We start from the raw sequence: 14829 nt of genomic DNA on the forward strand, positions 1-14829 counted from the left end.
CGGGCTGGCTCGCCGGGGGGGGCGGCCCCCCCCCCCCCCCCGCGGGGGGGCCCGGGGGGCGGAACCCCCCCCCCCCCCCACACCCCCCGCCCCCCCCCCCGCGGGGGGGGGGGGCGGGGGGCCCCCCCCCCACCGCCGATCGAACGAGGTAGAAATGACCGCCACCGCGACCGCCATCCCCACGCAGAAGACCTCACGACGCGACCGGCCGCCCAGCCGTGCGATCCGGCAGCCGCTCGCCGAGCGCATCGCGCCCTACGTGTACATCGCGCCGTTCTTCGTGATCTTCGTGATCTTCGGGCTGTTCCCCCTGCTGTTCACGTTCTACGTGGCGCTGTTCGACTGGAACCCGATCGGCGAGCAGACCTTCGTCGGCCTCGCCAACTTCGAGCGGCTGTTCAACGACCCGCGGTTCTGGAACGCGTTCGTGAACACGTTCGGCATCTTCCTGATCTCGACGATCCCGCAGCTGATCCTGGCGCTCGGGCTCGCGCACCTGCTCAATCACGCTCTGCTCAAGTTCGCGAACTTCTTCCGCATGGCACTCCTGGTGCCGTACATCACCTCGGTCGCGGCCACCGCTCTGGTGTTCTCGCAGATCTTCGACAAGAACTTCGGGCTGATCAACTGGGTGCTGGGTCTCGTGGGGCTGCCGGCGGTCAACTTCCTCGCATCGCAGGTCGGCTCGTGGATCGTGATCTCGTCGATGGTGATGTGGCGCTGGTTCGGCTACAACACGCTGCTCTACCTCGCCGGCCTGCAGGCCATCCCGCGTGAGATGTACGAGGCCGCCTCCGTCGACGGCGCCTCGGGGTGGCAGCAGTTCATCCACCTCACGATCCCGTCGCTGCGGCCCATCATCATCTTCACGGTGATCATGTCGACGATCGGCGGGCTGCAGATCTTCACCGAGCCGCTGCTGGTCGCGCCCGAGTCCGGCCTCACGTGCGGCGGCGGACGCCAGTGCCAGACCCTCGCGCTGTTCCTGTACGAGCAGGGCTTCGGGCAGTTCGAATTCGGCTACGGGTCGGCGATCGGCGTCGCGCTGTTCGTCATCGTGGTCGTGGTCGCGCTGATCAACTTCTTCCTCACCACCCGCACCCGGAAGGCGCGCTGATGTCCGACGTCATCGACCAGGCGATCCCGCAGTCGCCGCAGGAGGCCTTCGAGCCCGACCCCCGTCCCAGAGCGCGCCGCCGCGCCCGCGGACGCGTGGGCAAGGTGGGCTGGCCGGTCTACGTGTTCCTCATCCTCGCGGTGATCATCAGCGTGTTCCCGCTCTACTACATGTTCGTGATCGCGTCGGTGGGCGCCTCGGCGGTGACGTCGCTGCCGCCGCGGCTCTACCCCGGACTGAACTTCTTCGACATCGCCGCCAAGGTCTTCGACACGGTGCCGTTCCTGCAGTCGCTGCTCAACAGCGTCATCGTCTCGCTGTCGATCGCGGTCATCTCGGCGATCCTGTGCGCCCTCGCCGGGTTCGCGTTCGCGAAGCTGACGTTCCCGGGGCGCAACGTGCTGTTCGTCATCGTGCTGCTGACGATGACGGTCCCCTCGCAGCTGAGCGTCATCCCGCAGTACCTGATCATCTCGTGGCTCGACTGGGTCGATTCGCTGCAGGCGATCATCGTGCCGGGGCTCGCCAGCGCGTTCGGCATCTTCTGGATGCGCCAGCACATGGCCACGACCCTCAACGACGAGCTGATGCAGGCGGCGAGGATCGACGGGGCGAACAGCTGGCAGATCTTCTGGCGCATCGGCTTCCCTGTGGTGCGGCCGGCGGTGTTCGTGCTGGGGCTCATCAACTTCACCGCGGTGTGGAACGACTTCATGTGGCCGTTCATCGTCCTGAAGTCGCCCGAGCTGTTCACGGTGCAGATCGCGCTCAAGCAGCTGCAGGCCAACCGCACGATCGACCTCGCGCTCACGATGGGCGGGTCGTTCATGGCGACGCTGCCGCTGCTGATCGTGTTCTTCTTCGTCGGCCGTCGCATGGTCGCCGGCATCATGGACGGGGCGTTCAAGGGCTGATGGATGCCGCACCCGACGTCATCGGCCGCGTCCGATGGCGTGACACGACCCTGTCCGCGCGCGAGCGCGCGGAAGCGCTCGTCGCGGAGTTGACCCTCGAAGAGAAGGCCGCCCAGCTCGGCTCGGTGTGGCTCACGGACGTCTCCGACGACTTCGCGCCGCGCCTGGAGGGGGGTCTCGGCTCCGAGGCCGTCGACCCGTTCGCCCACGGGCTCGGTCAGCTCACGCGGGTGTTCGGCACCGAGCCGGTCACGGTGCCCGACGGTGTGCGACGCCTGCGCGAGCTGCAGCAGCGCGTCGTCGACGGCCACAGGCTCGGCATCCCCGCCCTCGTCCACGAGGAGTGCCTGACGGGGCTGGCGGCGTTCGGCGCGACGGCCTTCCCCACACCACTGGCGTGGGCGGCGACGTTCGACGAGCGGCTCGTCCACGAGATGGCCCTGGCGATCGGCTCCGACATGCGGGCCCTGGGGGTGCACCAGGGGCTCGCCCCGGTGCTCGACGTCGTGCGCGACTACCGGTGGGGGCGCGTCGAAGAGACCCTGGGCGAGGACCCGTACCTGGTCGGCCAGCTCGGGTCGGCGTACGTCGCCGGTCTCGAGCAGGCCGGCATCATCGCGACGCTCAAGCACTTCGCCGGCTACGCGGCCTCGCGCGGCGCGCGCAACCACGCACCGGTCAGCATGGGCCCGCGCGAGCTCGCCGACACGGTGCTGCCGCCGTTCGAGACCGCCCTGCGGCAGGGCGGGGCTCGCAGCGTCATGACGTCGTACACCGACGTCGACGGCGTGCCGAGCACCGCGAACCGCGCACTCATCGACGAGACGCTCCGCGAGAGGTGGGGCTTCGAGGGCACGGTCGTGGCCGACTACTGGGCCGTCCCGTTCCTGGTGTCGATGCATCGCGTCGCCGAGGATGCGGCGCAGGCCGCGGCGCTCGCGCTCGGCGCGGGCGTCGACGTCGAGCTGCCGCAGACGGTCGGCTACGCCTCGCTGCCGCGGCTCGTGCGCGAGGGCGCGGTGGCCGAGGGCGACCTCGACCGTGCGGTGGTGCGCCACCTGCGTCACAAGATCGAGGCCGGCCTGCTGGACGGCACCGATCCGGTCCCGGCCGGAGCCGAGCAGGTGCAGCTCGACGGGCCGCGCAACAGGGCACTGTCGACCCGGATCGCCGAGGAGTCGATCGTGCTGCTGCGCGACGAGGGCGTGCTCCCGCTGCGCGGGGACCGCATCGCTCTCATCGGACCGGCGGCGATGGGCCACCGCAGCCTGCTCGGCTGCTACGCCTTCCCGAACCACGTGCTGACGAAGCATCCCGGTCACGAGCTGGGGATCCCGGTGCCGACCGTCGCCGACGCCGTGCGGTCAGAGTTCGGCGAGGCGCGGATCGCCGTCGCGCGCGGCTGCGAGATCTCGAGCGACGACGACGGACTCATTCCGGACGCCGTCGCGCTGGCGTGGCAGAGCGACGTCGCGGTCCTCGTGGTCGGCGACGTGTCGGGTCTCTTCGGCGACGGGACGTCCGGCGAGGGCTGCGACGCCGGCGATCTGCGCCTGCCGGGCGGGCAGCATGAGCTCGTCCAGGCGGTGCTGGCCACGGGGGTGCCGACAGTGCTGGTGGTCGTGTCGGGTCGTCCCTACGCGCTCGGGGAGTACGAGGGTGCGGCCGCGATCGTGCAGGCGTTCCTGCCTGGCGCGGACGGCGCGTCCGCGATCGCCGGCATCCTGGCGGGCAGGGTCGCGCCCTCCGGCCGGCTTCCGGTGCAGATCCCGCGGGCGAGAGGGGCGAGCGGAACGTATCTGCAGCCCCCGCTCGGGCGCCACAACCCCGGAATCACCGTGGCCGACCCGACACCGCTCTTCCCCTTCGGATTCGGGCTGACCCCCGGCGCGGTGCGGTACGAGGGGCTGACCGCGCCCGCGGCACTGCCCACCGACGGTCATGCCGAGGTCGACGTCGTCGTCCGCAACGACGGACGCGCCTGCGTCGAGGTCGTGCAGCTGTACGCCTCGTACCCGCGGAGCGCGGTGGTGCGGCCCGAGGCGCAGCTGATCGGGTTCGCCCGGGTCGAGCTGCCGGCGGGCGCACGGCGCCGGGTGCGCTTCACCGTGCCCGCGGGGACGTTCGCGGCCACCGGCGTCGACGGCGCGCTCGCCGTGGAGCCGGGGCCGGTCGTGCTCTCGGCGGGGCCGAACGCCGCCGAGCGCCCGTGTGCGGCATCCGTCGCGCTGACTGGTGGGCGCCGGGTCCTGTCGGCCAGAGTCGTGCGGGTCCCCGCCGCGGTCGCCGATCCCGCCGCCGCGCGCTGACGATCGGCCCGCCGACGCTCGAGGGCGGCGGCGGGCCGATCGCCGGTCTCAGTCGACTGCGGCGAGGTGCAGGACGACGGCGCGGTCGGGGTGCGACGTCGGGAAGTCGAGGCCGATGCCGGTGAGCACCGCTCCCGTGAGGACGGGCGCCTCACCCGTTTCGCCGAGCCCGGGTGCGCGGCGCAGCCAGTCGGGCGCCCAGAGCGGACCGGGCGTGCTCGCCGTGATGCGGTACCGGCGCTGGGGGTCGAGGCCGGGCAGTCGCACCGGCGACATCGCGTCCATCGTCGCCGACGGGGTGAGCACGCTGTAGAGCGCCTCGGACCGGTCCGGGGCGACGACGCCCCGCAGCGCCGGCTCCGTGGATGCCGCACCCCCGGTGACCGCGGTGCCGGACTGGATGAGCCCGCGGAACCGGCGGTGGTCCGAGATCCACCGCTTCAGGACCTCGCGCTCGTCGGTGCTCAGTGCGCGCAGGTCCCATTCGAGCCCGAAGTGGCCGAGGAAGGCGACCGCGCAGCGCAGCTCGAGGTCGTGCGTGCGGCCGGTGACGTGCGAGACGGCCGAGGCCACGTGCGACCCCATCATCTCGGGTGGGACGAGCAGACCCGTCCAGCGCAGGTTGTGGAACCGGTCGACGGGGTCGTGACTGTCGGACGGGTGGATGCGGTCGGTGCGCGCGAGGATGCCGAGGTCGACGCGGCCGCCGCCGCTGGCGCAGCTCTCGATCTCGAGCCGCGGGTGCCGCGCCCGCAGCTCGTCGAGCAGCCGGTACACCGCGAGCGTCTGCTCGTGGACGGCGGGCGAGCCGGTCGCCGGGTGCCCGGCGGCGACCAGATCGCGGTTGTGATCCCACTTCAGATACGCCAGGTCGATCTCGGACACCAGAGCGTCGAGCCTGCCGAGGATGTGCGCGTACGCCTCGGGATTGGTGAGGTCCAGCACCTGCTGGAAGCGATACCGGGCAGGAAGCTCGGGCCGGGACCGCAGGATCCAGTCGGGGTGGGCCCGCGCCAGGTCGGAGTCCTCGTTGATCATCTCGGGCTCGACCCACAGGCCGAACTCCATCCCCAGCGAGCGCACCTCGTCCGCGAGCGGACGCAGTCCGTCCGGCCACGCGTCGGGGTCGGGCTCCCAGTCGCCGAGGCCCGCCCGGTCGTCCTTCCGGTTGCGGAACCATCCGTCGTCGAGCACGAAGCGTTCGACGCCGAGATCCGCGGCGCGGGCGGCGAGCTCGCCCAGCACCTCGCGGTCATGGGCGAAGTAGACGGCCTCCCAGACGTTCAGGGTCACCGGCCGCGGGCGCAGCGACGAGCGCGAGAGCCCCCGCAGCTGCGCGTGGAAGCGAGCCGCCGCGTCGTCCGTGCCGTCGCCGTAGGCGCCGAAGATCTGGGGCGTCGCGTACTCCTCGCCCCCGGCCAGGCGAACCTCGCCGGGGAGGAGCACCTCGCTGCCGCGGAATGCGAGACCCGTGTCGTCGCGGTCGACCGCGTGCTCGTGGTTGCCGCTGAAGCCGACGTGACAGACCCACACCTCTCCGGTGTCGGACGTGAAGCCCGGCACGCCGACGGCCACGACGCCGGTGGCATCCAGCCCCGTGCGGCCGCGGCGAGAGGTGCGCGCGTGCGAGCCGTGGACGACGGGATGCCGCTGCGGGAGCCGCTCGTGCGCCCAGCGGCCGCTGAAGTCGAGCACTTCGCGCGCGCGGACCGGAAGGGACAGGTGCGGAGCAACGGACAGGACGTCCAGGGGCTCGGCGTCGTCCGCGGTGTTGCGCACCCGCGCACCGACGATGAGCAGACCGTTCGGGGTCAGCTCGATGTCGACGCCGACCTCCAGCCGTGCCCACGCGTCCTTGGCGGTCGCGGTGATGGTTCCCGGCCCGCTCTGCACGACGTCGCCGGCGACCTCCTGCGCGTCGAGCGCGAGGGCGACCGTCTCCAGGCGCGGCGCCCACGCGGTGCCGGCGCGGTGGACGCTCAGCCCCGGGCGGCCGAACCACCCGCGCCCGTGCTCGGGCAGCACGCTGGGCCGGTAGGGGATGTCCGAGACCCCGTCCAGCCCGGGCCGGTGCCCGGCGGTGGCGAAGGCGGCGAGATCGGCATCGCTCGCCTCGATCGCGGTACCCCAGTAGGCGATGACCGGAAGATCCGAGTCCTCCTGCGTGAGCAGGAGCGAGACGCCGGCGGCGGTGAGATGGACGATGTGCAGTCGTGTCATGCGGGATCCGATGTGTCGGGACGAGCGTCGGCCTCGTCGGTCCAATCCAGTCGCAGCACCGAAGGCTCGGTGCCGATGAAGACGTGACGCTCGCCGGCCGCCCCGCCGGATGCGGCGAACGCACGGCCGGCGCGGACCAGCACCCGGCCGTCCGGTTGCAGCCACTCGGCCCCGGGCACGCGGCGGACGCGCAGCGTGCACCCCGTGGGATCCCAGTCGAGACGATCCACGACCACGCCACCGCGGGCGCGCAGGCCGGTGACGCTGCCCTCGGGCCAGGCATCGGGGAGTGCAGGCAGCACCGTGAGCGTGTCGATGCCGGAGCCGAGGAGCATCGCGGCGACGACGGCGGGCAGGCCGCCGCTCGCGTCGAGGTTGAAGATGCGCCCCGCGTCGTGCGTCGTGGTCAGGGCGGGGCGCCAGTGGTCGATCGCGAGCCACTCCACGCAGCGCAGCGCGTCGTCCGCGCGCCCGAGGGCTGCCGCGGCGAGCCCGAGCTGCACCAGGCCGAAGGCCATCTCCATGCGCCCGGGCGGTGCGGTGGGGTCCTCGGCCCGCCACGCGATCTTCGCCGCGATCGTCGCGGCCGCGGCATCCCGCAGCGACGAGGCGCGGGCCGTGCCGTCGGCGAAGGCCGGATCCGCCTCGTACCAGAGCGGGTACAGCTGCGACGCATGCCGGTGCGCATGGTTCTCGGGCCACCGCCCGCCGATCCACTCCGCCAGGGTGCCGTCGGCCGCGATTCGGTACTCGGGCAGAGCGTCGACGATCGCCCGCCAGCGCTCGTCCAGCGAGCGGTCGCCCCGCGCCTCCCCGAGGACGGCGGCGGCGCGGGCGGCATCCCGCAGGATCGCGACGTCGACGGTCGCGTCGGCCGCGAGCGACGACCCGCCGGGCACGGGGCTGTTCTCGGGGGAGTAGTCGGGCACGATATGCCGTCGGCCGTCGATCTGGACGGTGGCCTGCTCGGCGAGCACGAGCACGCCCTCGACGAGTGCCCACAGGTCGTCGTCGACGATCGCGCGGTCGCCGGTGGTCGCGACGAGATCCGCGGCGAACCGCAGCACCCAGCCGCCGCATCCCATCCAGAACACATGCGGATGCCACCGCCAGGTGTGGTTGGCGAGGCCGTGGCTGGACATGCGGGCGGGAAGCAGCATCCCTTCCGTTCCGTGCACGCGCCAGGCGTTCTCGCGGTAGTCGTCGAGGTGGGGGAGGACGAGGTTCAGCAGCGAGCTGGCGAGCTCGGGCGTGCCGGTGGGGATGAGGCTCGCGATGCCGCCGTTCTGCACGTTGCCGTTCATCGTGTAATCCGCCGACCAGGCGGGTGCCCACGTCCCCTGCCAGACGCCCTGGAGTGTGGGCGGCAGTTCGCCCGTGGCGGCGATGGCGTTGGCCCTGCCCGACAGGTAGGCGGTCTCGACCACCGCGCGCCGCGCGGCCGCATCCCCCGTGCGGGCTTGCTGCCAGAGCTCGTCCGTGGTCCGCGCCGCGGTCGCGCCGCGAAGATCCAGCAGCGATGCACCCACGAGCGCGCCGTGCGTCGCGCGCTGGCGCGCCCGGAGCGCCTCCCATGTGGGCTCTTCATCGTCGGCGGCACGCGGTGCCGCGGCGGCGACGTCGACGTCGACGCGCACGATCCGTCGCTCGCCCGGCGGCACGTACACCCGCGTCGAGGTGACCTCGCCGGCAGGGTCGGCGACCCAGTCCTCGGGGCCGGACGCTGTCACCCGGGTGGCTTCGGAGCCGTGGACGGATGCCGCGAGCAGGCCCCGCGCACCGCCCGAGGCGTGCGCCCGGATCAGATCCGCGTAGTCCGGCGCACCGGTGTCTTCACCGGGGCCGGACGCGCCTGCCAGGCTCAGCCGCACCGACAGCGTCGCGCCCGCCTCGGACTCGAAGGCGAGCCACACCCGGGACTCTCCGCGCGGGGCGAGCACGCGCAGCGTGGTGGCCGCCCCGGAGCGGTCCCGCCAGCGTACGGCGACCTCGCCGAGCTCGAGGTCGATCTCGCGGTCCTGCTCGCCCGCGGCGGCGGGATCCTCGATCCACAGCGTCGCGCAGATGCCGAGGGGGTCGGTCCACACCAGGCCGTCCGGAAGCCCGGAGAGGTGAGCGGCTTCGTCCATCAGCTCGTCCGCGCGCGCACCGTCGCCCGCGAGCACGGCCGCGCGCAGCGCGGGGAGGACGGCTGCGAGCTCCGGCGCCGGAAGCCGCGGGTGGGCGGGCAGGAAGTTGCGCTCGTGGGCCAGCGACACGATCTGCCGGCCGCCTTCGCCGTGCACGATCGCGCCGACGACGCCGCTGCCGGCGATGAGCCCGTCCTCCCACGTCGGCGCCGAGGAACGGGTGCGATGACGGTACCGCTGGACGACCTGCCGGCCGTCGACGACGCTCTTGCTGGTCATCGCTCGTGACGTGCTCCCGTGTCGCCCTCGATCTTCGCCCGCCGACGCTAGCACAAGACCGTCGATACATCTGACGTATATTTCGCCGATGCCGCGTGCACGGCATCCTCCGGCGGGTCGGGGCCCGCGCGAGCCCCGAGATATCGGATGTCAGGGGTGCGATGCCGGCCAGGCCGCCGTCGACCCCCTGGGCACGAGCTGGGTCGGCAGCTCGACGCGCGACGCCTCGGTAGGCGCCCCGGCGATCGCCTGGGCGAGCAGCTGCACGGCCGCTGCGGCCATCTCGCGGATGGGCTGGCGGATCGTCGTGAGCGACGGATGCAGCCAGCGGGCGCCGCGCACGTCGTCGAAGCCCACGACCAGCACGTCCCGAGGCACCGAGAGACCCGCGTCGGCGATCGCCCGGTATGCGCCCGCCGCCATCTCGTCCGAGCAGGCGAACAGGCCGATCGGTCCGCTGCCGCCCAGCCGCGGGAGCGCTGCCGCGCAGGCCTTGCGCGCCTCCCAGGCGCCCCAGCCTGCCGTGGTCACGACGCAGGGAGCGGACGGGGCCACGCGCGCGAGGGCGGCGCGGAACCCGTCCACTCGCGCCCGCCCGTAGCGGAAGGCGGGGGCGCCCCCGATCACGACGAACCGCCGTGCGCCGCGCTCGGCGAGGTGTTCGGCCGCGGCGGCGCCCCCCGCCCAGTCCGTGGTGCGGACGCTCGGCACCGGCAGCGGCGCCTCCGAGGGCGGCTCCAGCAGGACCACGGGGATGTTCGCGCTGCGCAGCGCCTCCCACTGAGGCGGCGAGGGCAGGATCATGCCGATCACGACGCCCGCCGATCCGCGGGAGCGGATCCGCTGCGGCCAGTCGTCGCGAGGATCGTTGCGCTCGTCGGTGAGCACCAGGTCGTAGCCGAGCCGGGATGCCTCGGTGCGTGCGCCCGCGGTCACCTCGTCGGTGTACGGGTCGTGGAAGTGCCCGAGGACGAGGTCGATCATCCGCGACGTGCCCTGACGCGGCCGCCCCCGCGGCTGCTGCCCTGCGGCGTACCCGAGCTCCGAGGCCGCGGCGAGCACGCGCGCCCGGGTGGCGGCATCCATCTCTCCGCGCCCGCGGAGCGCACGCGACGCGGTGGAGACGCTCACACCCGCCTGCGCGGCGACGACGGAGAGCGTGACGCGTGGGGGATGGGGCATGAGAACGATTTTTGCGCAAAGAGCGCGACGAGCGAAGCCCTTCGATGCCATCGTGTGGCCGTTCCGATTTCCGTCGACGAAGAGGGAGGATGTCGATGACGACGCTGCAGTGGACACCCCGCACGGACGCCCCGCGGGCGCTCGTCGTCCGCGACGGACACGCGCGGCTCGGGCCCGCGCAGGCGACCGAGATGTTCCTTCCCTTCCTCGAACAGGCGGGGTTCGAGGTGCAGGTGGCGGAGTCGAGCGAGATCTACGCGGATCGGGCCGTCATGGAGCGCACCGACCTCATCGTCCAGTGCGTCGCCACGTCGGCCATCTCGGATGCCGCACTGCGCGGGCTGCTGGACGCCGTCGAGCACGGCACCGGCCTGGCCGGCTGGCATCGCGGCATCGCGGACGCCTACCGCAACAGTTCCGACTACCTCCAGCTGATCGGCGGGCAGTTCGTGAGCCGCCCGGCGGCGCCGGATGAGGAGCGGGGAACCGACGAATCCGATCGGTCGCGCTGCTACACCGTCGACCTGACCGACGAGGGCCGCACGCACGAGATCATGGCCGGCCTGGAGGACTTCACGCTGCGCACCGAGCCCTACTGGGTGCTCACCGACGACCTCAACGACGTCCTCGCCACCACGACCTATGCGGCGCGGCCCGACGACCCCTGGCACCGCCCGATCACCTCACCGGCGGTCTGGACCCGCCGCTGGGGCGACGGCCGCGTCTTCGTCGCGACGCCCGGGCACAGCCTCGTGGTGCTCCGCGACGCGCACGTCCGCGCCATCATCCAGCGCGGGATGCTGTGGGCCTCGCGCCCGGCAGCGGCTGCCTAGGCGCGCGACGCCTCACCGGAACGGAGTGACATGACCCTCGTCGATCGATCCCCCGGCCAGACCGCACACGACGCGCGGCTCGCCGCCCTGCGCGTCGACGCGCACTCGCCGGAGCAGACGCCGCTGAGGCACGTGTGGAATGCGTGCGTCGGTGCCGGCCGCGCCAACGAGGCCCTGCGCGCCGACTGGCGGGAGCACTTCACGCAGGCCGTGGAGACCCTGGGCATGCGCTCGGTGCGCTTCCACGGACTCTTCCACGACGACATGTTCGTCTACCGTGCCGCCGTCGGCGGCGGCTTCGGGCCGGATGCGCCGCTCGCCGAGCCCACGTACACGTTCAGCTACGTCGACAAGGTCTTCGACTTCATCCTGTCGACCGGGGCGCGGCCCTTCGTGGAGCTCGGGTTCCTGCCGCGCGAGCTCGCGACCGACCGTGCCACCGTGTTCTGGTGGGGCGCCCACGCCAGCCCGCCCAACGACATGGACGCCTGGGTCGCGCTGGTCACCGCCGTCGTCGAGCATTGGATCGACCGATACGGGCTCGACGAGGTCGTCACCTGGAAGTTCGAAGTCTGGAACGAGCCCAACCTGGTGCCCCATTTCTGGACCGGCACGAAGACCCAGTACTTCGAGCTCTATGCGGCGACCGCCCGCGCCATCAAACGGATCGACCCGGCGCTCCAGGTGGGCGGCCCGTCCACGAGCGTGTTCGTGCCGGACGCGCGCTACGACGGCGAGACCGAGGACCGTCTCGCGCAGCACGCCACCGCGGAGTCGACCGATGTCGACGCACTGCCGTGGCGACCCGTCTGGATCGAGGAGTTCCTCGCGTGGTGCGCGCAGCGAGAGCTGCCGGTCGACTTCGTCACGACCCACGTGTACCCGACGGACTACGCCTTCGGCGCGAGCGGCGAGGGCAAGCTCATCAGCCGTTACGCCGACGCCACCTTCGATGACCTCACGCTGCTGCGGCGGCTCGTCGCCGACAGCGCGTACCCCGACGCCGAGGTGCACATCACCGAGTGGTCGACGACGCCCTCCAGCCGTGACAGCATCCACGACACGGTCTTCGCGGCCACTTACATCACGCGGGCCTACCTGCAGTGCACCGACCTGGCCGACTCGATCTCGTACTGGACGTTCACCGACGTCTTCGAAGAGGGCGGCGCCGGGGTGGGGCCCTTCCACGGCGGGTTCGGGGTCTTCAACGAGCAGGGCATCCGCAAGCCCACCTTTCACGCGTTCGCCGCGCTCGCCCGCCTGGGCGACCGGCGCCTGTACACCACCGAGCACGGGGTGATCGCGGGCGATAGCGGCACCGGCGCGGTCTCGGCGGTCTTCTTCAACTACCCCGACGACATGGGCACCGCGTCGGTCGGCTCGCGCACGTCGTACGCGGCGACGCGGGAGCTGCGGGGCCGTGGTCCGGCACGACGCATCCGGCACACCGTGAGCGGACTCGCGCCCGGCGCCGTGTTCCAGTGGGAGGTGCTCGACCTCTCGCACGGCGACGTCGCCGAGTCGTGGCATGCGATGGGCGAGCCGGTGAACCTCAGCCGGGCGCAGGTCGCGCACCTGCACGCGGTGGCCGACGGCCTGCTGCGCGGACAGCTGCGTGCCGACGACCGGGGTGTGCTCGAGATCGACCTCGAGCTGCAGCCGTGGGCCGTCGCCTCGCTCTGGCAGGCGTGAGCCGCGGGCTTGACCCGCGCCTAGAAGCTCGTGACGAGGTCGCCGAGGACGGACTCCAGCTTGGACGGGTCGGTCGCGTCGTAGTAGTGCGCACCCGTCGCGCTCGAGATCGACTGCAGGGTCGGCACGTCCGCGTCGGCGCCGTAGGCGAGCGTGAAGATCAGCACCGGTGTGGCGTGGTGCAGGTCCTTCAGGTCTGCGATCATCTGGTCGGCGCCGATGGTCGGGGCGTTCGGGGTGTCGTTCTTGCCGTCGCTGAGGAGCACGATCGCGTTGATGTGGTCGCTCGTCCACGTCGCCGCCTGCTGCTTCGCGAACTCGTCCACCGCCTGGTACAGCGGGGTGTCGCCCATCGAGGCGATCCCGTTCAGCGCTCCCAGGAAGCCGTCGCGCGATGTGCCGATGTCGGACACGGGTGCGACCAGGCCGGGCACCATCGCGCCGTCGGGCGCCTGCGCGAACCCGGCGAGACCGACGTCGTCGCCCGCGGTGAAATGCCCGAGGGCCGCCTCGATCGCCTTGCGGGCCTGCGTGAGCTTGGTGTCTGTCGGCGAGATGGGTTCGTCCATCGACCCTGACACGTCGAGCAGGAACAGCACGTTCGCGCGCTTGCGGACGTCGGGGAACGAGGCCTGCACGGCCGTCACGACGTCGGCGCCCGGGAACGGCAGGGCGGTGGTCAGCTCGTCCGAGAGCTGGCCGACCTTCTGAACGCTCTCGTCGAGCGCCCGGTTCAGATCGCGGTACCCGGCGCCGCGCACCACTGACTGGCCCTGTGCGGTGAGGGCGTAGCGGATGAAGTCCGCGGCGGCCTCGGACTCGACGGGATCGATCCACGAGCCGGTGAGGCGCATCGCGGGGTTGTCGGCCGCGTAGTACCCGTCCGTCGGGTAGATCGGGATCAGCTGCTCGGCGGGCGGGTCGGCCTGCGTGCGGTTGATGCCGTCGCGGCTCGTGATGCCCCGGTTGTAGTCCCACACCGACTTCTCGTCGACGATCACGGCCGACAGGAAGTCGGCGGAGGAGCCGGATGCCTCGGCCTGGCGCGCGTGCCACAGGAAGTGCTCGGGCGTGGCCATGTAGTGGCTCGTCGCCGTCTCGTTCTCGTGCACCGTGCTCTGGACCGCCGGGTCCTCGACCTCCGCGGCCGTGAGGTCGGCGAGCGAGCCCGCGGCGGTGCCGTACGAGGCGTACATCGCGGCCTCTCCGGACGTGGCGACGAGCGGGCTCGTCTTGCCGAGCTTGAACGCGCCCCATTCGGGATGGCCGAGACCGCTCCACAGGTCGGGATCGCCCGCCGCGTCGAACACGTCGGTCCATGTGGGCGCCTCCGTCGACCAGCCGATCGCCTGGGCGAGGGGCTTGGGCATCGCCAGGACGATGTTCGAGATCGCGATGCTCGTCCCCTCCTTGCCGATCGCGGTCGCGCCCTCGGACTGTGCGACGTCGACCCAGGTCGACGAGTCGGGCAGCCACACGGTGGGCTTCTGGTCGTCGGCGGCGTTCGGGAAGCCGGCGGCGACGACGGCGGCGGCCGCGCCCGACTTCTCCTTCGTCGAGGTGACGGTCACGCACGAACCCGCGACGTTGCGGGGCTGCGCGTTGTAGGCGGCGGCGAGGCTCTCGACCATCTCGGCGTTCTCGAACGACGAGAGCACGCGGACGGTGACGCAGGGCTCGGCACCGGCCGTGGCCGCGGGCTCGTCCTGCGGGAAGGTGATGGGCTTGACGGCAGCGGGAGCCGCCGGGGGCGGGTCGGCGGCGGCCGGCCCCGAGCCGGCGAGGTTCGACACGATCGCGTACGAGACGGTGCCGATCGAGCCGACGAGCACGACGATGCCTGCGACGGTGGTCCACAGCACGATCTGCTTGCGTCGCCGGCGGCGGCGCTCGCGGCGCTCATCCATCGCGGTCGGCCGGCCGGACTTGGGCGCAGGGCCCGCCGCGGGAGCCGTGACCGAAGGTGCCGGATCGGGTGCGGAAGAGGTCGGCAACGCTGCCGTCGGAGGCGGTGAGGACTGGCCGCGGCGAGGTCCGGGCGCGTCCTCGTCGCCGCGCGTGCGATCGCGCATCAAGGCATCCTCGAGGTCGGTCAGGCCGTGAGGCCGATTCGGGGGGTTACCGGCCGGGTAGTCCGGTAGAGCCACAGCCTAA

At 72.3% G+C, this 14829-nt stretch carries 9 protein-coding genes; 5 read left to right on the plus strand and 4 right to left on the minus strand.

Translation table 11 applies throughout. From position 1 onward, the window contains the following. Positions 1 to 154 precede the first annotated feature (154 nt). From ACTHNQ_RS02910 to ACTHNQ_RS02920, 3 genes are read left to right on the plus strand one after another with little or no spacing between them, the layout of a single operon-like run. Complete coding sequence (locus tag ACTHNQ_RS02910; RefSeq protein ID WP_440330932.1) at positions 155 to 1117, plus strand: carbohydrate ABC transporter permease; 963 nt, start codon at positions 155 to 157, stop codon at positions 1115 to 1117. Beyond that, a complete protein-coding gene (locus tag ACTHNQ_RS02915; protein WP_440330933.1) occupies positions 1117 to 2031 on the plus strand; it encodes a carbohydrate ABC transporter permease in 915 nt (304 codons plus the stop codon). Before ACTHNQ_RS02910 ends, ACTHNQ_RS02915 begins: the two co-directional genes overlap by 1 nt. Further along, a complete protein-coding gene (locus tag ACTHNQ_RS02920) occupies positions 2031 to 4340 on the plus strand; it encodes a beta-glucosidase (RefSeq protein ID WP_440330935.1) in 2310 nt (769 codons plus the stop codon). The genes ACTHNQ_RS02915 and ACTHNQ_RS02920 overlap by 1 nt, the downstream gene beginning before the upstream one ends. Before the next feature lie 48 nt (positions 4341 to 4388). On the opposite strand, the gene ACTHNQ_RS02925 is transcribed toward ACTHNQ_RS02920, so the two are convergent. The 3 genes from ACTHNQ_RS02925 to ACTHNQ_RS02935 form a co-directional block, all read right to left on the minus strand. Next, positions 4389 to 6560 (minus strand): alpha-galactosidase, encoded by a 2172-nt coding sequence (locus ACTHNQ_RS02925; protein ID WP_440330937.1) that lies wholly within the window; start codon positions 6558 to 6560, stop codon positions 4389 to 4391. Beyond that, positions 6557 to 8968: a glycosyl hydrolase family 95 catalytic domain-containing protein gene (locus ACTHNQ_RS02930; protein ID WP_440330939.1), complete on the minus strand. Its 2412-nt coding sequence runs from the start codon at positions 8966 to 8968 to the stop codon at positions 6557 to 6559. Before ACTHNQ_RS02930 ends, ACTHNQ_RS02925 begins: the two co-directional genes overlap by 4 nt. A 150-nt stretch (positions 8969 to 9118) precedes the next feature. Continuing rightward, a complete protein-coding gene (locus tag ACTHNQ_RS02935) occupies positions 9119 to 10150 on the minus strand; it encodes a LacI family DNA-binding transcriptional regulator (protein WP_440330941.1) in 1032 nt (343 codons plus the stop codon). A gap of 95 nt (positions 10151 to 10245) precedes the next feature. Here ACTHNQ_RS02935 and ACTHNQ_RS02940 point away from each other — a divergent pair, with 95 nt between their 5' ends. Both ACTHNQ_RS02940 and ACTHNQ_RS02945 read left to right on the plus strand, forming a co-directional pair. Beyond that, on the plus strand, positions 10246 to 10983 hold the full coding sequence (locus tag ACTHNQ_RS02940; RefSeq protein ID WP_440330943.1) for a ThuA domain-containing protein: 738 nt from the start codon (positions 10246 to 10248) through the stop codon (positions 10981 to 10983). A gap of 30 nt (positions 10984 to 11013) precedes the next feature. Next, a complete protein-coding gene (locus tag ACTHNQ_RS02945; protein ID WP_440330945.1) occupies positions 11014 to 12675 on the plus strand; it encodes a GH39 family glycosyl hydrolase in 1662 nt (553 codons plus the stop codon). A 20-nt stretch (positions 12676 to 12695) separates the two neighbouring features. Here the strand turns inward: ACTHNQ_RS02945 and ACTHNQ_RS02950 are convergent, their stop codons facing one another. Further along, on the minus strand, positions 12696 to 14747 hold the full coding sequence (locus ACTHNQ_RS02950; RefSeq protein WP_440330947.1) for a substrate-binding domain-containing protein: 2052 nt from the start codon (positions 14745 to 14747) through the stop codon (positions 12696 to 12698). Between the last annotated feature and the right edge of the window lie 82 nt (positions 14748 to 14829).

The sequence above is a fragment of the Microbacterium sp. genome (assembly GCF_051953575.1).
GTDB lineage: Bacteria > Actinomycetota > Actinomycetes > Actinomycetales > Microbacteriaceae > Microbacterium.

Excerpts from the sequence above, each read along its gene's own strand:
- ACTHNQ_RS02910 (WP_440330932.1), top strand. The coding sequence starts at position 155 with ATGACCGCCACCGCGACCGCCATCCCCACGCAGAAGACCTCACGACGC.
- ACTHNQ_RS02915 (WP_440330933.1), top strand. The coding sequence starts at position 1,117 with ATGTCCGACGTCATCGACCAGGCGATCCCGCAGTCGCCGCAGGAGGCC.
- ACTHNQ_RS02920 (WP_440330935.1), top strand. The coding sequence starts at position 2,031 with ATGGATGCCGCACCCGACGTCATCGGCCGCGTCCGATGGCGTGACACG.
- ACTHNQ_RS02925 (WP_440330937.1), bottom strand. The coding sequence starts at position 6,560 with ATGACACGACTGCACATCGTCCATCTCACCGCCGCCGGCGTCTCGCTC.
- ACTHNQ_RS02930 (WP_440330939.1), bottom strand. The coding sequence starts at position 8,968 with ATGACCAGCAAGAGCGTCGTCGACGGCCGGCAGGTCGTCCAGCGGTAC.
- ACTHNQ_RS02935 (WP_440330941.1), bottom strand. The coding sequence starts at position 10,150 with ATGCCCCATCCCCCACGCGTCACGCTCTCCGTCGTCGCCGCGCAGGCG.
- ACTHNQ_RS02940 (WP_440330943.1), top strand. The coding sequence starts at position 10,246 with ATGACGACGCTGCAGTGGACACCCCGCACGGACGCCCCGCGGGCGCTC.
- ACTHNQ_RS02945 (WP_440330945.1), top strand. The coding sequence starts at position 11,014 with ATGACCCTCGTCGATCGATCCCCCGGCCAGACCGCACACGACGCGCGG.
- ACTHNQ_RS02950 (WP_440330947.1), bottom strand. The coding sequence starts at position 14,747 with ATGCGCGATCGCACGCGCGGCGACGAGGACGCGCCCGGACCTCGCCGC.